The organism is Endozoicomonas numazuensis (assembly GCF_000722635.1).
Classification (GTDB): Bacteria; Pseudomonadota; Gammaproteobacteria; order Pseudomonadales; family Endozoicomonadaceae; genus Endozoicomonas_A; species Endozoicomonas_A numazuensis.
Genome location: NZ_JOKH01000001.1, coordinates 604,804 through 625,967, shown reverse-complemented (window position 1 = coordinate 625,967; position 21,164 = coordinate 604,804). Strand labels below are relative to the sequence as shown.

Here is a 21,164-nt window from a genome sequence, read left to right as displayed (position 1 = left end):
CATAAGCAGCAACACGACAGTTGATCAGCGTGGTGCCTATAGCGAAAACATCTTGCCTGTGCTCCATCTCGGTACATGTCAGGCAAGGAGTTTTGGTATAAACAGCTGATCAACTGTCGTTCGTTTCCTATTTCAGAAAGTCATGGATACTGAGTTACTTGATGATGGTCTTGCCATCAGTGGTCAGGTCTTTTTTCCAGACATTCTCAACCATTTCCACAACCGCTTCGGGCATTGGGATGTAATCCAGACCGACTGCAAAGTCACCGCCTTTTTCATAACTCCACTCGAAGAAGTCGATGATGTGCTGTGCTTTCTTGGCATTCTTCTGATCTTTATGCATCAGGATGAAAGTGGCCGCAGTCATAGGCCAGGAATCAGCCCCAGGCTGGTTGTTCAGCAGCAGGCGGAAGCCTGGAGCATTCGCCCAGTCAGCATTGGCAGCCGCCGCCTGGAAAGTATCCATATTTGGCTGGAGGAACTTGCCATCAGCGCTGGCCAGCTGGGTATAGGTCAAGCTGTTTTGTTTGGCGTATGCATATTCAACATAACCGATAGCTCCACGGGTACGGCGTACGAAGTTAGCTACACCTGCGTTACCGTTACCACCGATAGTGGTGGCTTTCTTGGGCCAGGTGATGTCGGTGTTCTTGCCGATGTTCTCTTTCCACTCCGAGCTTACACGGCTCAGGTAGTCGGTGAAGTTGTAAGTAGTACCGGAACCATCTGAACGGTGTACGACATAAATAGCCTGATTAGGAATATTGACGCCTGGGTTCAGAGCAGAGATACGCTCATCGTTCCACTTCTTGATGTTACCCATGTAGATATCTGCCAGGATTTTACCGGTCAGTTTCAAAGCGCCTGGCTCAATACCTGGAACGTTGATGACAGGAACAATCGCACCCATAACCATTGGGAACTGGATCATGTCTTCTTTAGCCAGTTTTTTTACGTCCAGAGGAGCATCGCTGGCGCCAAAATCAACGGTTTTGGCTGTAATCTGACGAATACCACCGCCGGAACCAATCGCTTGATAGTTGATACGAATACCGGTTTCTTTCTGGTATTCCTCAGCCCATTTGGCATAGATAGGGTGTGGAAAGCTGGCTCCCGCACCGTTGATGATTTCAGTCTTGGCAGATGCAGAGAAGGACGCTGCAGCCAGCAGAGATGATATCAGAACAGACTTCAGTAACTTCACTTGTTCTCTCCCCGAGAAACTCGCTTGGAGTGTGCTTATGTTTACTGAGAAAAATATTTTGCCGCGCCGTTATCTGGTTATGGGTTGTGCAAAACATTTTTCTTTAACTTTAAAATTTGATGGTTGCGAGAATAGGGGGAATATATTTCAGTAATGTTACAGCTTTGTTGGCGTTTTATGACAATGAGGTACTCATTACTCTGACTACTTGGAAGCCGGGGCTTCGTGAGTAATGAACTGAGTTTTTTTACTGGCGCTGGCGACTGTTTTTTCAATGATGGCAATCAACGCCAGCATTAATGCAGAAAGTCTTGAAGCATCTTGCTCAGATATTACAACATTATTGTTATCCAGTTTTATCTCTTCCAGAGAATGCATCAGTATTCCGGCGTTGTTGGATAAGTCCTGGTATTCCTGCTGCAGGGTTGGGGCTCAGTATCTCCAAAACGATTATTGAAAAGCATGGTGGAGAAATAGGCTTTATCAGTGAGGAAGGTAAAGGCACTGTTTTTTTATTTTGAGTTGAAGGCAAACATCCCAGCTTAATACTACCATTCTGGGTTGATGCAGAGTCTGTAAAAGACTCTGTAATCAACCACTTCAAAGTTTTCTTAGTTCTTCTGCTTCTTCATCAATCTTAATGCATTCAGGGTGACCAATACGGTTCCACCGGCATCTGACAATACTGCGGCCATTAAACCGGTCACACCAAACAGGGTGGTTAGCAGGAACAGGGTATTGATACCCAGAGCCAAACCAATATTCTGACGAGTAATTCGTGCTGTATTCTGTGACAACTGAATCATATGTGGCAGCTCTATCAGACGCTCATGAGTCAGCGCTGCATCGGCTGTTTCCAGAGCCACGTCACTGCCTCGTCCCATGGCAATACCCAGCTCAGCTGTTTTCAGGGCAGGGGCATCATTAATGCCATCACCCACCATCGCGACAGCGCCCTTATTTTGAGCTTGTATTGCCTGGACGGCTTTAACTTTATCTTCCGGTAATAATTCAGCTTTGTAGTCTATGCCCAGTTTACCCGCAATAGCGGCGGCTGCACGACGGTTGTCGCCGGTTAGCATCACGCTTTCAACACCAATGCTTTTGAGCTTTCTGATGGCTTTAATCGCATCTTCTCTAAGAGTATCCGCCAGTCCAATCAGACCGAGAACGTTCTCTTCATCCTTGACGACGACAACGGTATTGCCCTCTGATTCCAGAGACTCAATGGTTGTTTTGTGTTCACCCAGATCTTTATCATCAATGTAGCGAGGAGCCACTATTTTTATGGTTCTTCCTGCGACAGTACCCTCTACACCCCGACCCGTTAGAACACGGATATCAGTCGCTTCAGAGAAAGTCAGGCTTCGGCTCTTGGTCTCATCAATGATAGCCGTAGCCAGAGGGTGGCTTGAGCCCATTTCAATGGCGCTCGCCAGAGAGAGTATTTGATCTTCCTGTTCATGAACGCTAACTACACGGGTAACCCTTGGCTTGCCTTCAGTCAATGTACCGGTTTTATCAAAAGCCAGTTTCTTTATCTCTCTGAGCTGTTCTAATGCGGCCCCACCTTTGATGAGCGCACCGAATCGTGCTGCAGAGGCCAGCGCGGAAGTCACCGCAGCGGGAATGGATACAACCAGAGCGCAAGGACAGGCAATCAGCAGCAGAGTGAGTGCTTTATAGGCCCAGGGAGTCCATGCTGCACCGGCGAACAGGGGCGGAATGATTAAAACCAGTGTGGCAAATCCCATGACCAGTGGCGTGTACCAGGCACTGAACTTATCGACCATTCTGGCAATAGGTGCACGACGTTCTTCAGCTTCTTCGATAAGCGTAACAATGCGATCAATAGCATTTTCGCCAGGCTCTGATTCTACGGTTAAGCGGACGGGTTTATCGACCACCATGGAGCCGGCCATGATCTTTTCACCGGCCTCTCGGTTAACAGGAATAGACTCACCTGTCAGTGCACTTTCGTCAAAAGAGCCCAGACTGGAGTGTAAAATGGCATCGACAGGCAAGCGGTCTCCGGGTAACACTTCAATCAGCTCGCCGGGTACCAAAAAGTCTGCAGGGACTTCTATTCGCTCACCGTCTTGTATTTTCCAGGCAGTGTCAGGAGTGAGCTGCATAAGGCTTTTGATCCCTGCTTTGGCCTTTCGCCCGGCAAAACCTTCAAGCATTTCGCCCAGAGAAAACAGCAGCAGAACGAGACCTGCCTCAACGGTTTCTCCCAGAATCAATGCTCCCAGTGCCGCGACAGTCATCAGGGTTTCTATGCCAAACCAGCTACCATTTCGAATCTGGTTGAGTGACTTTTTCGCAAAAGGCATTACGCCCAGAACGGTGGCCAGCAGAAAGCCGAATGAGCCCCAGGCTGGATCGAAGAGCATGAAGATACTGGCCAGTGTCATCAGAACAGCTAGCAGGGTAAACGTTGAGTGAGCTTTCCAAAGGGGCTCTTCCTTGTCTGCCTGATCTGTATTTTTCAGGGTGAAGCCCAGCTGTTCCACCGTTTTCTGAATAGTATCTGGTGAAGTGGCCGGGTCCAGGTCTACCAGCAAACGCTCTGTCGCAAAAGCGACCCTAACCTGTTTTACACCGGATATTGTGGCCAGAGCTTTCTCGATTTTGGCCGCACAGCTGGCGCAATCCATTCCCCCTACAGACCATTTATAGCGGGTGGTCGCTTCAATGGAAGTGACGGGCTGAACCACTTTTTCTTTTGAGCAGCAGCTCTTGGTTGTAGTGCATGTGGACATAACAGCGTCCTCCCTGAAAACATATAAATACGCTTTTATATGTTATGCTTGATTTCAGCAGAGTCAACCTATTTTTTGTCTATACATACGTGCTGGATATCAGGATATTTAATGAGTTGAATCAGGGGCTTAGCCTTGCAGGACTGTTATCCAAGTGGTTTGCGGTATCTTTTGAAAAATACCAACGGATCAGATCTCTTCCTCAAGGTTGTCGATAAAGGAGACTTCAAACTCATCTTCATCTGTCAGTAGTTGGCTGAGTGTAGTTCTTTCTTGAGAGAGTGCGGGTCTTTTAGGCGGAGTATTTTCCTTAGTAAGTGTTGCAGGGGCTTCACAATAGAGATGGTTATGATAAGTATTATAAGACAGAACTAAACCGTTTTGGTGGCACTGATTAACTCCTGATAGCCAGGTCGGTTCATTAAATTTGGATCTAAGGGGGTAAAACATCAGAGCGTAGTTTTTATCATCTCGGGTATCGACAACCAGCTCTGTATTTTCGAGAACCGTAATACTGTCAGATAAAGTGACTGTATTTTTTGAATGACAAGTTTTCCAGTCCATAAATGGAACAACTATCTGGTTATTTTTACAATCTTCGCTAATAAAGGTAGCGGTATCTACTTTGCGTGTTATAAAACGTGGAATGAACTCTGCGTGTCTGGGGGTGATACGGCCTTTTCTGTTCTCTGCAAAAAAGTTAACAGGCTCTTTGGTTTGAGTATTTGACTCAATCACTTTGAACAGGATGGATCGGGGGCTGATAGCGATGGCTCGAACAGTCTTTCCCTGGTTTACAGGGCAATCTGCAGTGACTAAGTCAGCACGTTCATAGAACTGGATATTTTTACAACTGAAGTGAAAGCTGTTTTTCAGGTCATCACTCATAAAGGTAGGGGCAAAACTGTAAGGGATATTTTTGTCCAGAGCGTAACCGGTTTTCTCTTCCTGTATTTCCTTCTTGATGACTAGGGGAGAAGGCTGTTCCAGTTGTGGTGGGGTTAGTGCAAAGTGTGTCCCTTGCTGGCTGTCTGCAAATAAATGAATGCTGAAACCCTGCTCTAAAAGCTGACAAGCATTTTGTAAATAGAGGCCTTCAGTCTGCCTATCAGCAGGAAGGGGTGACGGCATAGGTTGACTGGTATATGAAAGTGATGGATTTCTACCTTCAATCAGTCGAGTCAGATACAGGGTATCTTTTTCAGCGTTGTAGGTGAATTCTCCCTGCATACAGGTCAACATGTGGCAGTCAGGCTCCTGATATTGGCTATCTGGAAGGCCTGTTAATGGATTTGGGCATTGAGCCAGAACGAACGACCCCTGAGACATTAGAAAACAAAAAGAGAGCCTAGCAACCTTGGTATACATTGTCAGTGTCCAGACCATTTTTGGATATTTATTAGAAATACAAATTAGTATTCGTTTTTTATATGTGCAAATTCAAAATGGCTGGGAGAGCGGGGTGTTTGGAAGGAAAAATTAATGTGTCTGAGCTCTTCAGAAAGAGCTCAGACAGGCTATCGATAGTTGTTTACAGGAAGGAAACAAGGTTACGCTTCCATTTTATTTCAGAGCGACCTTGATAGCCTGTTCTGCACAAGCCTGATCCAGATGACCACCCGGCGCGCCGCCAATACCGATGCCACCTACTACCTGTCCGTCAACTTTGATTGGCATACCACCACCCAGCAGCAACATGCGTGAATCCATGTCTTTCAGGCCCTGTAGGAAAGGCTTGTCGGTGATCAGCTTGGCCAGGTTGGCAGTAGGCTGACCCATGGAGGCGGCAGTAAAGGCTTTTTTCTGAGCGCTATCAACAGTGTGCGGTCCAGCCAGTTCAGAGCGACCGAAGGCTTTCAGTGAGCCTGTACGATCAACAACAGCAACACTGACGTTGTAACCATCTTTGCGGCAGGACTGTAGGCCCTGATTGACCAGTTCCAGAGCTGCTTTGTCAGTTAGGGTAGGCAGGGAAGTGGTGTTAGCCTGTGCGCCAGTAGCCAGTCCGGTAGCCAGTCCAGTAGTAATGAAAGCCAGTGCGATGATGCTCTTTTTCATGGTTGTATCCTTAATGTTGATCTTGTTGTCTCTGTTCTGTTTATCCGCTAAGGACATTATTGCTGTTGTCTCAGCGCTTGGTTGTAGATTAGTGAGTCACCATTGCCCTGACCTTGCCTGAACATTACAGGCTGGAAAGGTTTCTTCTTTTCTAACGCTTTGCTGGTAATCTACGTCCAAAAAATGACGCTAATAATGTCGCCGGATTTTGGAGTAGGCTGTTGAATATCCTGGTAGTAGAAGACGACTCAGTTATATCCACCTTTGTCAGTGAAGGCTTGAAAGAGCATGGCTATGGCGTGGCTCAGTGCCAGAGTGCTGAAGAAGCACTGGATGAAGTGGTCGTTGAGCCTTTTGACCTGGCGATAGTCGATATCATGCTACCGGGAATGAACGGTCTGGATCTGGTGAAAAACCTCAGAGGGCAGGGCGTCACCTTTCCTATTCTTTTTCTCAGTGCCCGAAAAACAGTAGAAGACAAGGTGTCAGGACTTCGTATTGGCGGAGACGACTACCTCACCAAACCCTTTTCTTTTAATGAACTGTTGGCACGGGTAGAAGTATTACTGCGCCGGAATCAATCTACCCAGTCAGTGGTGTCGGAAAAGCTGAGCTTCCATGGCCTCAGTTTTGATTCGTCCCGAAAGCTGGCCTGGCGGGGCGATAGAAAACTGTCCCTTCAGCCCAGAGAAATGGTTCTTCTGGAGTTCCTCCTTCGAAACCGTGAGAGAGTGATTTCCAGAACACAAATCATGGAGCATGTCTGGGATTATCAATTTGATCCACAAACCAATGTCGTTGATGTTCTGGTCTGTCGATTGAGAAGCAAAATTGACAAGGATGAGTCAACCAAGCTGCTGCACACGATCAGGGGGATGGGTTATGTGCTCAGAGCCGGTGAATAAACCTGTTGTGAATGACGAAAGTGTAATGACGCCAACCAAGCGAGTACTGACTCTCTGGTACGGCGTGATTATGATGGTGATTGCTTCCGGTCTTGGGGCTGTCAGCTATCACTTGTTTGAAGAAGAGCTGGTCAGTCGGGATGCCCAGCTGCTGAAAGTCATCAACAATAATATGCAGCGCATCTACAACAGCAGTGGTCAGGAAAAGATTCTGACCGTACTGGAGCGTGATCGTTATTTTCTCCGGCTGAGTGGCTACAGTGCCAACCTCTGGGGTGACGACGGTGAGTTGCTGTTCCATGAGGGAGTTGACCTGCCTTTCTCTGCGACAGAAAGGCTGGATGATGGCAGCCAGGTCAGTAGACAGGTGGTGGGTAGTCAGACTCTGGTGATGAGCCTTTCCGGTACTCTGCGATATGAAGAGCTAGCCAGCTTTCGCAATGTCATGTTGTTGACCCTGCTGTCGCTTTGGGTCATCAGTATTGTTCTGGTAGCCTGGCTAAATGGTCGGATGCTGAAACCCATCCGCAAGCTGGTGGAGCATGTTAAAAGTCTGCAGAGAAAAGGATTACAGGACAAGCTACCGTTGTCGTCTTCGAAAAGCAGTGAGCTTGGGCAGTTAACGCTGTTGTTTAATCAGCAGATGAGCCGAATCGATCAATTGATCCGCAGCCTCGAAGACACACTGAATGCAGCAGCCCATGATCTCAGAACGCCATTAACCCGGATGCGACTCAGTGCTGAAAAAGCCATGGTCAAGAATGACCCTCAGGCCTTGAAAGAAAGCCTGATGGACTGTCTGGAAGAAAGTGAAAGAATGCTGGCAATGGTGAATAGCCTGTTGGACGTGGCTGCAGTGGAGCAACATCTGGATGCCAGAGATCGTACTCAGGCAAATTTGTCCGACTTGATTAGGGAAGCGGCACAACTTTATGAATATCTGGCGGAAGAGAAGCAGATTGATCTCAGTTTCGAGCTTCCGGAGACTATGAATATTCTGGCCAGTCCCAACCGCTTGCGACAGGTCTTTGCCAACCTTTTGGATAATGCCATGAAGTTTACTCCAGAGCAGGGAAGTATTGTGCTTTCTGCTTGTAAGGAAGGAGACTTATGGAAGGTGTCTGTGCAGGATTCTGGCCGAGGAATAGCCGAGTCTGATTTGCCTCATATCTTTGATCGTTTGTACCGGGGGGACGCCAGTCGAAAAACGCCGGGGTTTGGTCTTGGGCTGTCTTTGGTGAAGGCCATTGTTGAAGCCCATAATGGCAAGATCAATGTCAAAAGCAGTCAGGGAGAGGGAACGGAGTTTAACTGCCTGTTGCCAGCCGCTTGATGAAAGGGAGCCTTGCTGGCTCCCTCTTACTGGTTTATCTGTGACGAATAAACTGCAGGAATTCTTCACGGGTTGGCTGATTTTCACGCATCAGACCCAGCATCACCGATGAGGTCATGGAAGAGTTTTGTTTCTGTACGCCACGCATCATCATGCACATGTGTTGGGCTTCAATCACAACACCCACACCTTTCGCACCGGTAGCTTCGACAATGGCGTCGGCAATCTGCTTGGTCATGTTTTCCTGAATCTGTAGGCGACGGGCAAACATATCCACAATACGGGCAAATTTGGACAGACCGAGTACTTTGCCATCAGGGATGTAACCAATGTGGCACTTGCCAATAAAGGGCAGCATGTGGTGTTCGCACATGGAGTACAGCTCGATGTCCTTGATGACGACCATTTCGCTGATGTCAGATTCGAACACCGCGTTATTAACGATGTCCTCAAGGCTTTGCTCATAACCGCGAGTCAGGAACTGCATGGCCTTGGCGGCACGCTTGGGGGTATCTCTCAGGCCATCCCGGTGAATATCTTCTCCCAGGGATTCAAGGATGGCTTTGTAATGTTCGCTCAGTTGTTCGGTCATGGCTCGCCCAGTGGTGAGTAGTCACTCAGTCAGTTTTATAAAGCTCACGGAACCGCCGTTTGACAGTGAGGGATGTCCGGAGCCCAGCATGAAAATGGCAGGGGTCTGATACTGCCTGTTTTTCATGGGAAGTTCATGGAAAAAAGTGGCCAGAGTTTAACACAAAGGAGGCTGGGTGGAACGGTTTCAGGGCTGTGCAGGGTGTATCCCGCTTTCAAGGCAGCGTTATTCGTTCAAATAGAGCGTTTTAAAAAGCATTTTGCTCTGGCGAAAGCCTGCCAGTAAGGGCATCAATAGGGCTTGGGACTCAGGTTTTGTGGTTCGGAGCGTGGCTTCCAGGGCTTCTGTGAGGGTAAGGTCAGATGGTGAATCGTGTTTTCTGGAGATATTTTCAATCCATTGAATGTCGTCTTTTTATGTGTTTTAGACGGGGGCCCTAATACTTGATCTCATTGCTCATGAGTTTGATTGCCACTGTCAGTAATGAGGTTATTGCCAGCCCTGCCCAATAGCGGTAAGGTTTTGCAGGTATCCAATGCCATTTGCGCAACAGAATAACAATAACAACCGGGACCAGAATCATGATCAGAAGACTCAAAAAATGGGTGGCACCTGCTCTTATGCTGGCAGCAGCTGGCGCCCAGGCAGAGACCAGCAGCACAACACTGGAAACAGTATTGAGCAAGGGCTACCTCAGTTGTGGGGTGAATACCGGTTTGCCGGGTTTTGCAACACCTGATGAAAAAGGCCAGTGGTCAGGCATGGACGTGGATGTTTGCCGTGGGGTAGCGGCTGCCGTGCTGGGTGATGCTTCGAAGGTGAAGTACATTCCCCTGACGGCCAAGGAACGCTTCACCGCTTTGCAGTCGGGTGAAATTGATATGCTCTCCCGAAATACGACCTGGACACTCACCCGTGATGCTTCTTTGGGTCTCAACTTTGCCGGCGTCAGCTATTACGATGGTCAGGGCTTTCTGGTGAAAAAAGAACTGGGTGTGACCAGTGCTAAACAGCTGGATGGTGCGGCGGTCTGCATTCAGTCCGGTACCACCACTGAGCTCAACCTGGCTGATTATTTCCGAACCAATGGTATGAAATACCAGCCTGTTGTGTTTGATACTTCCGATGGAACGGCCAAAGGTTTTGACTCCGGTCGTTGTGATGTCCTGACTTCTGATCAGTCCCAGCTTTACGCTCTGCGACTGCGTCTGTCCAAGCCGGATCAGGCGGTTGTTCTTCCTGAAGTGATTTCCAAAGAGCCTCTGGGACCCTTGGTTCGCCAGGGTGATGATCAATGGTTCAACATTGTTAAGTGGTCTTTGTTTGCCATGATCAATGCTGAAGAGCTCGGCCTGACTTCTGCCAATATCGACAAGAGCAAGTCTTCAGCCGATCCTTCCGTCCGCCGCTTTCTGGGCATTGAAGGTCCCAAGGGTAAAGGTATGGGGCTCAAGGATAACTGGGCTTATCAGGTAGTGAAGCAAGTGGGGAACTACGGTGAAATCTTTGAGCGGAATATTGGTGAATCCTCTCCCTTGAAGATTGAGCGTGGACTCAATGCCCAGTGGAGTCAGGGCGGCATTCTTTACGCACCTCCTTTCCGTTAAGAGTCTGGGAGCCTGCTGAACTTAAGACTGTTTCGGCAGGCTTCTGGAAAAAGCTGGCAGCGAACTTAAAAACGCTGCCAACGTTTGCCTATCAGAATAAGAACAAGCCATGAGCTCATGGGTCATGGACAATAAAAGGCAACCTATGTTGGTAAGACTCTGGCGAGATCCAGTCTGGCGGGCCATTTTTTTTCAGGTGTTGCTGATTCTGGCTGTTGTAGCGATGGTCGGATGGGTCGTTAACAATACTCTGTCGAATCTTGAGCAGCGTGGTATCAGTACCGGCTTTGACTTTTTATCCCAGTCAGCGGGATTTGGCATTATCCAAACGCTGGTGGAATATGACGAGAGCCATAGCTTTGGCCGAACCTTTCTGGTGGGGTTGCTGAATACCCTGCTGGTGTCGTTTCTTGGTGTTATCTTTGCCACCGTATTAGGCTTCCTGATGGGGGTTGCCAGACTTTCCTCAAACTGGATGCTGTCCAAACTGGCCAGCGTTTATATTGAAATTTTCAGAAATATTCCCCTGCTGTTACAGATCTTCTTCTGGTACTTTGCGGTGCTGGGTATTTTGCCCAGTCCTCGACAAAGTTTCAGCCTCTTTGATGCCATCTTTCTGAATGTCCGGGGTATATCTCTGCCCTGGCCCATTCTTGATTCCGGAATGGTAATGGTTGCCTGGACTTTGTTGGCCTGCTGTGTTGCCGTGTTAGTTCTGATTTTTTTTAACAAACAGCATCGAAAAAACACTGGACGACCCGTTCCTTATATTAAAGCGATCATGGTTTCTATCGTCGTACTGATTCCCATGATGACAGGCTTTCTTGCTGATGCCCGTTTGCAGTGGGAGATACCGGCGTTAAGAGGATTTAATTTCTCTGGCGGTCTGGTGGTGCTGCCTGAACTGGCTGCTCTCTGGTTTGCTTTGACTATTTATACAGCGGCTTTTATTGCCGAAGTCGTTCGCTCGGGTATTGAGTCTGTCAACAAAGGACAGAAGGAAGCCGCTGCGGCACTGGGTCTCAAGCCTCGCAGAGTTCTGAGTCTGGTAGTGATTCCTCAGGCTATGAGAGTGATCATTCCTCCTCTGACCAACCAGTATTTAAACCTGATCAAGAACTCTTCATTGGCAACGGCTATAGGTTATCCGGATCTGGTGAGTGTCTTTGCAGGTACCACTCTGAACCAGACAGGACAGGCAGTGGAGGTGATAGCTATGACCATGGCCGTTTATCTCACCATCAGCCTTACGGTCTCTGTATTAATGAACCTCTATAACCGCTGGGTATCGCTGGTTGAGCGATAAGGATTCTGTTAATGAAGAGTGCGATGGAGCAGAAGATGATTCCTGCCAGAGAGCCTCCGGTTAATTCGAGAGGGGTTTTAGGTTGGATGAGGGAGCACTTGTTTGCGACCCCCTTTCAGTCACTGATTACACTGACGATTGCCTATGGACTCTATCTGATCCTTCCTCCCTTTTGGCAATGGGCGGTCATGGATGCTACCTGGACGGGTGAAAACCGTTCGGCCTGTAATGTTGAAGGCGCCTGCTGGGCTTTTGTGACTGCACGACTGGATCAGTTTATATATGGTTTCTACCCGGAGAGTGAAACTTGGCGAGTTAATCTCTTTTTTGCACAACTGGCTTTGGTATTGGGTTGGCTAATGATTCCGGCTATTCCCGGCAAGAAGCTGGCTCTGGGTTTGGGATTACTGGTGTTACCAGTGACCTCCTGGCTGGTTCTGTCAGGTGGTTTCTTCGGCCTGCCCGTGGTTGAAACCCATCAGTGGGGTGGTTTAATGGTGACATTGGTGCTGGCGCTTTATGGGATGTTAGCGTCATTACCGATAGGTGTTTTGTTAGCGCTTGGCAGGCGATCTTCCATGCCTGTCATTCGGACGTTCTGTACCGCTTATATTGAACTGTGGCGAGGCGTTCCGCTGATTACCGTTCTGTTTATGGCTTCGGTCATGCTGCCACTGTTTGTTCCGGAAGAAATTGTTTTCGACAAACTGGTCAGGGCTATGATTGGGATCGTCATGTTCCAGTCGGCTTATATGGCAGAAGTGGTGCGTGGTGGATTGCAGGCGATTCCAAGAGGTCAGGCGGAAGCCTGCCAGAGTCTCGGAATGGGGTATTGGCAAAGTATGTTGCTGGTGGTTCTGCCTCAGGCTGTCCGTCTGGTTATTCCCGGAATCGTGAATACTTTTATTGCCCTGTTTAAAGATACCAGTCTGGTATTGGTCATTGGTCTGTTTGATCTGCTTTCTATTGTTCAGGCCGGTCTGAATGATCCCGAATGGCTGGGAAGCGCTGTTGAAGGTTATCTTTTTGCCGGGTTTGTTTTCTGGTTGTTCTGCTTTGGGATGTCCAAGTACAGCCAGCGCCTGGAAAAGAATTAAATTCAAGCATAATAAAAATGAGAGGTCTCCATGGAAAAGATGGTAAGGGAAGGCAAAGACCCAACAAGCCCTGTCATTAAATTGAATGGGGTCAATAAATGGTATGGCAGTTTCCATGTCCTTAGAGACATTAATCTGGATGTGGTGCGTGGAGAAAAGATTGTGATCTGTGGACCCTCGGGGTCCGGTAAATCAACACTCATTCGTTGCATTAATGCTCTGGAAGAACATCAGGAAGGCCAGATCATTGTAGATGGTACTGAACTTAACCGGGATCTGAAAAATATAGAAAAGGTGCGTCGTGAAGTCGGTATGGTTTTTCAACAGTTCAATCTGTTTCCTCATTTGACAGTGCTTGAAAACTGCACGCTTGCACCGGTCTGGGTCAGAAAAACAGCTAAAAAGGAAGCGGAAAAAACGGCGATGGAATACCTTGAGCGTGTCCGTATTCCTGATCAGGCCGATAAGTTTCCGGGACAACTCTCCGGTGGGCAGCAGCAACGTGTGGCAATTGCCCGAAGCCTCTGCATGAATCCTGAAATCATGTTATTTGATGAGCCTACTTCCGCACTGGATCCGGAAATGATCAAGGAAGTACTGGATGTTATGGTTGAGTTGGCCAACGAAGGTATGACCATGATCTGTGTGACCCATGAAATGGGCTTTGCCAAAACGGTTGCGGACCGCATGATCTTTATGGATCAGGGGCAAATAGTGGAAGAAGCCACACCCGATATCTTTTTTAATTCTCCGGAGTCCGAGCGCACCAAAGAGTTTTTGGGGCAAATTCTCAGTCACTAGGAGCCTGACCGACCTGCCTATTCTCGGTCAGGCTCCTAGGTGCTAAATCCCATACCGTTTATCCTGAGCCAGTGGAAGTACATTACCCGAATCCTTCAGCAAGCTCAGGATGAACAGCGTATGCATAAGCATTAACATTTCGCTGCGGGGAGAGGGGGCCGCTCTACTGAACTTTATTCTCGAGTGCAATTCTCAGTCATCAGGTTTGACAGTTCAGACTTCAGTGCTTTCTTTAAAGCTGAATCAGAACAGAAACAACCATCAGGTGCGGCTGGATGACTCTATTTCAAACATTACAACATGCGGTAGATCGTAGCTTTTCTACCCGGGAATACCCCTGTCTGCTGGAGCAGATGAAGCGTTTTGAAAACGAGAAACCCTTCTCTGGCAAACGGATACTCTATGCTGCTCCCCTCACTCAGAATACTCAGGTCGCTCTGCTTCCTATGGTTGCTGGTGGTGCAGAGCTGACGCTCTCCTGGCCAGAGATTATTGATGCGGACCCGGAAGTTGTTGCCCTGTTTCAAAGTAAGGGGGTCAGTTGTTATGAGAAGGTGCCTGATGTCCTGTCCTTTGATGTCATTCTCGATTGTTGTGGGGATCATGCTGACCTTGAGGCCAGAGATGGCTATGTGGAATTGACGCGTAGCGGATTGAGTTATTATCACAGCCTCAATGGTAAGCCCTGTCTGGATGTTGATTCAACGCTGGTTAAAAATCTTGAAACGGTGCTTGGTACAGGTGATGGCCTGCTCAGAGCCATGAAACAATCGGGCTATGAGAACTTAAAAGACAAGAAAGTACTGCTGTTTGGTTATGGTAAAGTCGGTGTGGGCATTAGCCGGGCCCTGCTTTCTGAGCAAGCTCAGGTCACCGTTGTTGAGCTTAGAAAGAGACCGGCTGGTAATGGTATTGCAGGTTGGATAAAGGCCGACGATGAGCAAAGTGTGCTTGCTGCTGTTGCTGAAGCTGATTTTATTGTTACGGCAACAGGCCTTTACGGTTTCATTGAAAAGTACTATCCATTGCAGGCATTTCTGGAGAGCAAGGCGGTGCTCATCAACATGGGTGCTGAAGATGAATATGGAAAGTCCGTTCCAGATCAGTCCGTAGAGAATAATAAGGCGGCCTTTAATTTTATTCTGGAAGAGCCCACCCAGATGAAGTTCATTGATCCTATTTTCGCGCTCTACAATGAGAGTGCTTCCTTACTGATTTCTCAGCCTTGGGCAGAAGGAATACGTCAGCCGCCGGAGGTTCTGGTGCAATCTCTGGTCGATAAGTTCTGTAGGGCTCAGGGCTACAGCCGAGTCGATTTTGAGATCCGTTAAACTATTATTTTCATTAATGGCTAATCTGTAGTCATATTCATTTTCTACAGAGACGTTGTTCTATGAAGTACCTGGTTTTTTTCCTGCTCACTGGCTTGGTAGCCTCTTTTGTCAATGCTCAGTCGACTGAAGAAACACTGGTGATTTTCCGGCATGGAGAGAAACCAAAGGCAGGTCTTGGGCAGCTGGACTGTCGGGGGCTGAACCGATCTCTGTTATTGCCGGATTTACTGTTGGAGAAGTACCCAAAGCCGGATTTCCTTTTTGCGCCCAAACCTTCTGATCGGGTTTATGAAAGGCATGGTGATCAAAAGCATTACGATTATGTCAGGCCTCTGGCGACGATAGAGCCTACGGCTATTCGTCTGGGTCTGCCTGTAAATGTCCAGTTCGGCTACAAGCAGGTGAGAGCATTAGCCTCGGAAGTCACCAAGACCAAGTATCATCATGCAACGCTCTACCTTGTCTGGGAGCATTCTGAGATTCTGCGTTTTGTTAAGGAGTTGCAGAAACAGTTTGGCAATTATCAGTTAACAGAAGACTGGGGAAATGAAGAGTACAACCGGGTGCTGATTATCAAAATGAACTGGGATCAGAAACCGCCGGAAATGGAACTGAAAGAACAGGAGCTTTCCATCCACAATCTCAGTGACCGTTGCCCGGGGATCGATCGGACCTCAAAGATAGTGGAATAACTCTCTTTAAAATAAATAAGGCCACAGATCTTTCGATCTGTGGCCTTAAAGTATGACTCTGCTGAAGAACAGTCTTAGAACTTGTACTTCACAGAAGCGTGGAGAGCGTATGCATTAGACTCATACTTACCAGCGTAAGCTTTGGTGGTGCTGGTAAGGTCGCCGCCACCTTTCACACTGTCATTCTCAGCCATGTTGTACTCAGCAGCAAAGTCCAGAGCAACCTGGCCGTCCAGAATGGTGGTACCAGCACCGAAGGTGAAGGAGTGGGCATTGGCTGGCGTAGAGAAAGTAGGGGCAGCATATTCTTCTGGTACAACCGCCGTTGTATAGATGTAACCGGCTCTCAGAGCCCAGTTCTCAATACCGGTGTACTCAGCAGCAATACGGTAGTTGTACTGGTCTTCCCAGTTGGAGTTGATCGCAGGTACAGCGAGATCGCTGACATCATCAGAAGTAAACTTGATCTGTTCGTTGTTGCTGTACTCGGAGTATGTGATTTCGCCGAACAGGGTCCAGTTAGGAGCAACTTGGTAGTCTACACCGGTAGAAATTTGCATTGGCAGTGCTGTCTTGGCAGTAGCATCACCTTTAGCAGTGGCACCTGTGCCATCTCTGTAGTTGTAATCGCCATCTGCTTCGACATCGACTTCTGAGCGGTAATTGATACCCCAGCCCCAGCGGTTATCGTCAGAGCGGAACATTGCACCCAGTCGGACACCGAAAGTATTGAAGCCGCTCATGTCGTTGTAGCCAACAGATGCTCCAACATTGTTACCAAAAGCTGCTTGGGTAGCGAGCAAGTTGATATCTGCAGTGGCATAAGTAAGTCGATAAGTTCCACCTACAGCCCAGTTTTTATTGATGCGATATGAAAGACCTAAACCAGCTTCAATAATCTGAATGTCAGTAGAGTAATCTCCAGTTACAGCGTTCACATTGACATCAGGAAAAGGGCCAGGTAGTGGCACGGTGAACTTATCACCAACAGTCACATCTTCATACTTGGAAGCAGCACCACCGGCAGCATAAATACCGTAACCCATGGTGAACTTTTCGTTCAGCTTAAACAGCCCTGTAAAACCACCGGCTGGAGAGAAGTTGGTTTCTCCATCAATAAAAGTACCTTGGCCGCCCGCAGGACCATTGGTGGTCGTAAAGGTAGGGGAAACGTGCAGAGCAATATCATTGGATTCTGCAAAAGCCATACCGGCCGGGTTAAAGAAGATAGCGCTGGAATCATTTACAGAAGAAACAGCAGCACCTGCCAGTGCACTGTATTCGGCATCCCAGAGGGTCGCTTTTTCAAAACCACCGGCAACAGCATTACCTGCTGATACAGCAATAGCCAGAGATGAGGCTACAGCGAATGGAGAGACGAAAAAATGAGGGGAACGTGTATGGCTTGTCATTACAACTCCTGATGGTGGCAAGACCGGAAGGCGACTCTTTGTTTTTATAAACAAGTGGCATGAGCCTGCCTGATTACGAACCCTGTTTGCTCTTTTGAAGTCTTATAAGGTTCGGTGGTCGAAAAGGCCGCTAGTCTATTTATGCTTATTAGGAATTTCTGTTGTCGTTTTGTAAATATCCAGTTATTAAAATGCGATTCTCTCAATGCATTTAAACGGGCATTTGAAACAACGGTACGAAATATCCCTGTTTAAAAGTGATGAGTCAAGATAGTGTGTGTTGTTAATTAAAATTCGAATACTATTCGATTTTTGTTTTAATAAAATCAAGATGGTTTGATTATCTGGTTTATCGGTAACCTTATGATATGTAATGGTTTTTATTTCGTTGATGGGGTTTGATTAAAGTCAGAGCACTCAGTAATAAAAGTGAAAAAAACATCTAAGACGACTGTCTGACTTTTGTCTATACATACATTGACGTTTGATATAAAGTCCAAAACAGCTCAAAGAGACCACCAAGGGCAGAATAAAAAACAAACATCCAGTGAAGGTAAGCAGGTCTGGTTGAGTGCTTAAAACATTAAGTATAAAAACCGAAAGATAAGCAGTAATGATTAAAAAATATACACCAGCACTGGCAACTGCATTTTTAGTGAGCGGGATAATTATCAGGAAATGAGAGGGTTGGCAGATCAGATGAAAATGGCTGAAAACCTGAAAATGGGGTACTCCTTTCAGCCTCTCGATGACGAAGGAGAGTTGGAAGAAGCAGTGAGCCGTACTGTAAAATTCTCCCTTGAGGGCTCCAGCAACGCCATCAATGAAGCTTCTTATAACTGAGTTCCAGGAGCCATTGCCTTGCAGAGAACGCATAGGACTTACTCGCACCTTCTCTTGTGAGGCCTTGGCTCCCTTCACTTCTATTAGTTCAGATTCTTATTGGACTGTCCTGACTGGCGAAACCCCGCTAATCAGAGCAAAATAGGGCACCGTTTAAACCTGATTTTACTGATGTCAGAGGTATAGGTGTTGATGGAGAGATTGCTTGAGCGTGTGCTGTATTCTGCACGCTGGTTACTGGCACCCATGTATCTGGGGTTGAGCCTGGTGCTCATTGTGTTACTGATTGAGTTCTTCCAGGGAGTACTTTATCTGGGCTTCAATGTTCTGGAGCTGGCAGAGCACGATGTTACTTTAAAGGTGCTGACACTGATTGATGTGGTTCTGGTGGCTGGCCTGATTGTGATGGTGATGTACTCCGGCTATGAGAATTTTGTCTCCAAGCTGGACATTGATGACGATACTGAAAAGCTGAGCTGGCTGGGTAAAATGGACAGCAGTTCACTGAAGGCCAAACTGGCGGCCTCCATCGTCGCGATATCGTCCATTCAATTGTTGAAAGTGTTCATGAATGCAGAAAACATAACCAACGACAAATTGCTGATGAATGTCGTGATGCATATGACATTCGTGATATCTGCTTTGCTGATGGGTTTTCTGGATTACTACGGCAGGAAAAAAACCAAGCCGAGTGGTCCTGGCAGTCCAGTGTCAGAAAATCTGCTTGATTAACGGCTTTGCCGATCATGTGACTACCGCAGGGATGACACTGCGGTAGTCAGTCATCAATACCTCTTCCAGGCATTTATACCGTGGCTCCGAAAGCATTCTTTTTGCCTTCTTAATTTTCTATTTTCGTACACATCAGAAAGCGAACATCTTTGTATTTCAGCAGTCTTTGCTCTGATCAGAGCGGCTTGATGAATTTTCCGGGTTAGGGTGTCCGGGCATGCTTGAGGTTCGATGCTGGTGGAAAGTTCTTGCTGAATTAAGTACGGGTCCTGATATGGGGCAGTGTGCTTAGAACTTATAATTCGAATATTAATTCACCCTAATCAGTCTCACATTCATGCTGCTTTATACCCTGGATTTATTCGGTACTGCTGTGTTTGCTATCAGCGGTGCCTGGCTGGCCTGCCGGAAAGATATGGATATTTTTGGTGCAATGGTTCTGGCTTTTGTCACTGCCGTAGGCGGTGGCACGATTCGCGATGTTCTTTTAGGGGCAACGCCGGTTTTTTGGGTTCAGGATCACGATTATGTGATGGTTATTCTTGCCTCAACCCTGCTGGCTATTCTGGTCAGGCGCTGGCATGAGCGAACGCACCATTTATTGTTAATTTCCGATGCTTTAGGTCTGGCCGTTTTTACGGTGATTGGCGTGACCAAGGCACTGGCATTTGGTGCTTCTCCCATTGTTGCGGTAATGATGGGCGTGCTGACCGGTTGTGGCGGTGGCGCTATCCGGGATTTACTGTCTGGTGAAGTACCTCTGGTGCTAAAGAAAGAAGTGTATGCCTTTGCAGCAATGGCGGGTGGTGCTGTCTTTGTTACGCTGGAGTCACACATAGGGGTTAATGAAGCGACTTTGCTTTCTGCAGGACTGGTGCTGTTATTAAGACTTTTGGCCATGTACAAAAAACTCTCACTTCCCCGCTTTGATCTGCCTCCAGTTGCCCGCTGACCTGAAGGGAACTCTGTTATATAGCTATTTGATCAGAGTTCCCAAAGTTTTAATAACAGTTATTCACTAGTCGTCGTTTATGCCTGTAAAACGAGGCATGGAAGCGTTTCTGCGTCTATACCTTTCAAACCAACACACACATTGAGGTTTGAAGATGGCTTTCTGTTCACGACAGAGGGTGGCGGTTCTGTCCCCTCTTTTTGCTGCTATGGCATTTTCTTTTCATTCCAGTACAGCGCAATCTGCCGGTTATGGCATCTACGAAAACTCGGCCGGTTATATGGGAACAGCCTTTGCGGGGAAGGCTTCTAACCCACAGGACGCGTCGATCGCAGCCAATAACCCAGCGGGTATTGCTTATGTTGAAGGTACCCAGATTTCTGTGGGTTCTGCTGTTATTTTTGAAGGGGGGGAGTTTGAGGGGCAGCATATTGCACCCAACCTTCAAGGACAGCTAGAGGTTGTTGCTCAGGGTAAAACCAAAGACTTCCAATCAACCACATTGGTTCCGTTTGGACATTTTGTTATCCCTATGAACGAACAGCTCAGCTTTGGTTTAAGCGGTTATGCTCCCTATGGTATTGAGCTGGATTATGACAAGAGCTGGGCTGGTCAGTATTTTGGCAACAAAACCAGCGTTAAAACGATTAATATTCAGGGTACTGTGTCCTACAAGTTTCAGGAGGACTTTTCTGTTGGTTTTGGATTGATAGGATCTTATGTAAAAGGAGAGCTGACACAAAAGAGTAGTGGAACTGCTCCTACCGATCCTCCTATTTCTATACCTCCACAGAATGCGAACATTGATGCAAAAGTAGATGGCGACGCTGAGGCTATAGGGTGGACTGTTGGTGCCCTCTGGAGGGTTAGAGAGCAAACCTACCTAGGTTTATCCTATTTTTCACAGTTAGATTTCAAGTTAAAGGGAGATGTAGCAGCTAACGGAACAGCGACCCTTTTTGGGCAAACACTCCCTGTGAATGAAAAATCAAAAGCCAAACTGGATATCACCATGCCTGAAAAGGCAGCATTAAGTCTGACTCATCATCTTAATGATGAATGGACTCTGATGGCTGATGCCACCTGGACCCGTTGGAGTCGCTTCGAAGAGTTTTATGTCAGGGCAGATAATTCAGATCTATCCAGTTATATCCCTATTAAATGGACAGACGTCTGGTCCTGGAGTTTTGGGGCTTCCTGGCAGGTTGCACCCGAGTGGAAGCTCCGGGCTGGCTATATGTTCGATCAGTCACCTGTGGACGACAAAAATCGTACAGCGCGTACACCGGACGCCGATCGTAACTGGTTTACGCTGGGAGCGAACTGGAAAGCAGATCCTAAGTTTTCCATCGATCTCTCCTACGCCTATGTCAGTCTGAAGAAAGGAAAAGTCAGCGAGACTAAACATAACCCTCCCGGTGATTCGCCCGAAGTTGTTGAGAGCTACGGCACTTTTACCGGCGAATACAACAACAGTTCTCATATTGTGGCTGCACAATTGAATTATATTTTCTAGACTGGTTACGCCAGC

20 protein-coding genes are annotated in these 21,164 nt (G+C 47.5%); 13 read left to right on the top strand and 7 right to left on the bottom strand.

All coding sequences use genetic code 11. From position 1 onward, the window contains the following. Positions 1 to 154 precede the first annotated feature (154 nt). Together pstS and GZ78_RS29790 are read right to left on the bottom strand one after the other, a co-directional pair. On the bottom strand, positions 155 to 1,204 hold the full coding sequence (pstS, locus tag GZ78_RS02730) for a phosphate ABC transporter substrate-binding protein PstS (RefSeq protein WP_034832595.1): 1,050 nt from the start codon (positions 1,202 to 1,204) through the stop codon (positions 155 to 157). 204 nt (positions 1,205 to 1,408) lie between these two features. Then, positions 1,409 to 1,582, bottom strand: a complete 174-nt coding sequence (locus GZ78_RS29790) for a hypothetical protein (RefSeq protein ID WP_169741414.1) — start codon at positions 1,580 to 1,582, stop codon at positions 1,409 to 1,411. Here GZ78_RS29790 and GZ78_RS30870 point away from each other — a divergent pair. Then, positions 1,504 to 1,725, top strand: coding sequence for an ATP-binding protein (locus tag GZ78_RS30870; RefSeq protein WP_081869641.1), 222 nt, complete (start codon positions 1,504 to 1,506; stop codon positions 1,723 to 1,725). The two genes, GZ78_RS29790 and GZ78_RS30870, sit on opposite strands and share 79 nt — an antisense overlap. A gap of 90 nt (positions 1,726 to 1,815) precedes the next feature. Here the strand turns inward: GZ78_RS30870 and GZ78_RS02725 are convergent, their stop codons facing one another. The 3 genes from GZ78_RS02725 to GZ78_RS02715 form a co-directional block, all read right to left on the bottom strand. Then, the gene (locus GZ78_RS02725) at positions 1,816 to 3,969 is read right to left on the bottom strand and encodes a heavy metal translocating P-type ATPase (RefSeq protein WP_034832594.1); all 2,154 of its coding nucleotides are present in this window, start codon (positions 3,967 to 3,969) and stop codon (positions 1,816 to 1,818) included. A 189-nt stretch (positions 3,970 to 4,158) separates the two neighbouring features. Then, positions 4,159 to 5,211, bottom strand: coding sequence for a hypothetical protein (locus GZ78_RS02720; protein ID WP_034832593.1), 1,053 nt, complete (start codon positions 5,209 to 5,211; stop codon positions 4,159 to 4,161). Positions 5,212 to 5,532: 321 nt separating this feature from the next. After that, on the bottom strand, positions 5,533 to 6,084 hold the full coding sequence (locus tag GZ78_RS02715) for a GlcG/HbpS family heme-binding protein (RefSeq protein WP_051785755.1): 552 nt from the start codon (positions 6,082 to 6,084) through the stop codon (positions 5,533 to 5,535). Positions 6,085 to 6,248: 164 nt separating this feature from the next. Between GZ78_RS02715 and GZ78_RS02710 the strand changes: the two genes are divergently transcribed. Further along, positions 6,249 to 6,932 carry a response regulator transcription factor gene (locus GZ78_RS02710; RefSeq protein WP_034832592.1) on the top strand — a complete coding sequence of 228 codons (684 nt, stop codon included), beginning with the start codon at positions 6,249 to 6,251 and terminating at the stop codon, positions 6,930 to 6,932. Then, the gene (locus GZ78_RS27100; RefSeq protein ID WP_051785754.1) at positions 6,910 to 8,265 is read left to right on the top strand and encodes a sensor histidine kinase; all 1,356 of its coding nucleotides are present in this window, start codon (positions 6,910 to 6,912) and stop codon (positions 8,263 to 8,265) included. The genes GZ78_RS02710 and GZ78_RS27100 overlap by 23 nt, the downstream gene beginning before the upstream one ends. A 34-nt stretch (positions 8,266 to 8,299) precedes the next feature. On the opposite strand, the gene folE is transcribed toward GZ78_RS27100, so the two are convergent. Further along, positions 8,300 to 8,857 carry a GTP cyclohydrolase I FolE gene (gene folE / locus GZ78_RS02700; protein WP_034832591.1) on the bottom strand — a complete coding sequence of 186 codons (558 nt, stop codon included), beginning with the start codon at positions 8,855 to 8,857 and terminating at the stop codon, positions 8,300 to 8,302. Between the two features lie 581 nt (positions 8,858 to 9,438). Between folE and GZ78_RS02690 the strand changes: the two genes are divergently transcribed. The 6 genes from GZ78_RS02690 (at position 9,439) to GZ78_RS02665 (ending at position 15,694) form a co-directional block, all read left to right on the top strand. Continuing rightward, a complete protein-coding gene (locus tag GZ78_RS02690; RefSeq protein ID WP_034832588.1) occupies positions 9,439 to 10,464 on the top strand; it encodes an amino acid ABC transporter substrate-binding protein in 1,026 nt (341 codons plus the stop codon). 109 nt (positions 10,465 to 10,573) lie between these two features. Further along, positions 10,574 to 11,770 carry an amino acid ABC transporter permease gene (locus tag GZ78_RS02685; RefSeq protein WP_081869639.1) on the top strand — a complete coding sequence of 399 codons (1,197 nt, stop codon included), beginning with the start codon at positions 10,574 to 10,576 and terminating at the stop codon, positions 11,768 to 11,770. Positions 11,771 to 11,781: 11 nt separating this feature from the next. Then, complete coding sequence (locus GZ78_RS02680) at positions 11,782 to 12,867, top strand: amino acid ABC transporter permease (RefSeq protein WP_081869638.1); 1,086 nt, start codon at positions 11,782 to 11,784, stop codon at positions 12,865 to 12,867. Positions 12,868 to 12,906: 39 nt separating this feature from the next. Then, entirely contained in the window at positions 12,907 to 13,668 is a 762-nt protein-coding gene (locus tag GZ78_RS02675; RefSeq protein ID WP_034834049.1) for an amino acid ABC transporter ATP-binding protein, read from the top strand. Between the two features lie 275 nt (positions 13,669 to 13,943). Beyond that, a complete protein-coding gene (locus GZ78_RS02670) occupies positions 13,944 to 14,999 on the top strand; it encodes an NAD(P)-dependent oxidoreductase (protein WP_034832587.1) in 1,056 nt (351 codons plus the stop codon). Positions 15,000 to 15,061: 62 nt separating this feature from the next. Continuing rightward, complete coding sequence (locus tag GZ78_RS02665; protein WP_051785753.1) at positions 15,062 to 15,694, top strand: hypothetical protein; 633 nt, start codon at positions 15,062 to 15,064, stop codon at positions 15,692 to 15,694. 74 nt (positions 15,695 to 15,768) lie between these two features. On the opposite strand, the gene GZ78_RS02660 is transcribed toward GZ78_RS02665, so the two are convergent. Continuing rightward, on the bottom strand, positions 15,769 to 17,106 hold the full coding sequence (locus GZ78_RS02660) for an OmpP1/FadL family transporter (RefSeq protein ID WP_034832585.1): 1,338 nt from the start codon (positions 17,104 to 17,106) through the stop codon (positions 15,769 to 15,771). A 687-nt stretch (positions 17,107 to 17,793) separates the two neighbouring features. Between GZ78_RS02660 and GZ78_RS29295 the strand changes: the two genes are divergently transcribed. From GZ78_RS29295 to GZ78_RS02645, 4 genes are all read left to right on the top strand, one after another. After that, a complete protein-coding gene (locus GZ78_RS29295; protein ID WP_236631466.1) occupies positions 17,794 to 17,949 on the top strand; it encodes a hypothetical protein in 156 nt (51 codons plus the stop codon). A gap of 192 nt (positions 17,950 to 18,141) precedes the next feature. Beyond that, complete coding sequence (locus tag GZ78_RS02655) at positions 18,142 to 18,681, top strand: TIGR00645 family protein (RefSeq protein WP_081869637.1); 540 nt, start codon at positions 18,142 to 18,144, stop codon at positions 18,679 to 18,681. A 337-nt stretch (positions 18,682 to 19,018) separates the two neighbouring features. Next, on the top strand, positions 19,019 to 19,633 hold the full coding sequence (locus GZ78_RS02650; protein WP_034832583.1) for a trimeric intracellular cation channel family protein: 615 nt from the start codon (positions 19,019 to 19,021) through the stop codon (positions 19,631 to 19,633). Between the two features lie 154 nt (positions 19,634 to 19,787). Then, a complete protein-coding gene (locus GZ78_RS02645; protein WP_034832581.1) occupies positions 19,788 to 21,149 on the top strand; it encodes an OmpP1/FadL family transporter in 1,362 nt (453 codons plus the stop codon). Positions 21,150 to 21,164: the final 15 nt, after the last annotated feature.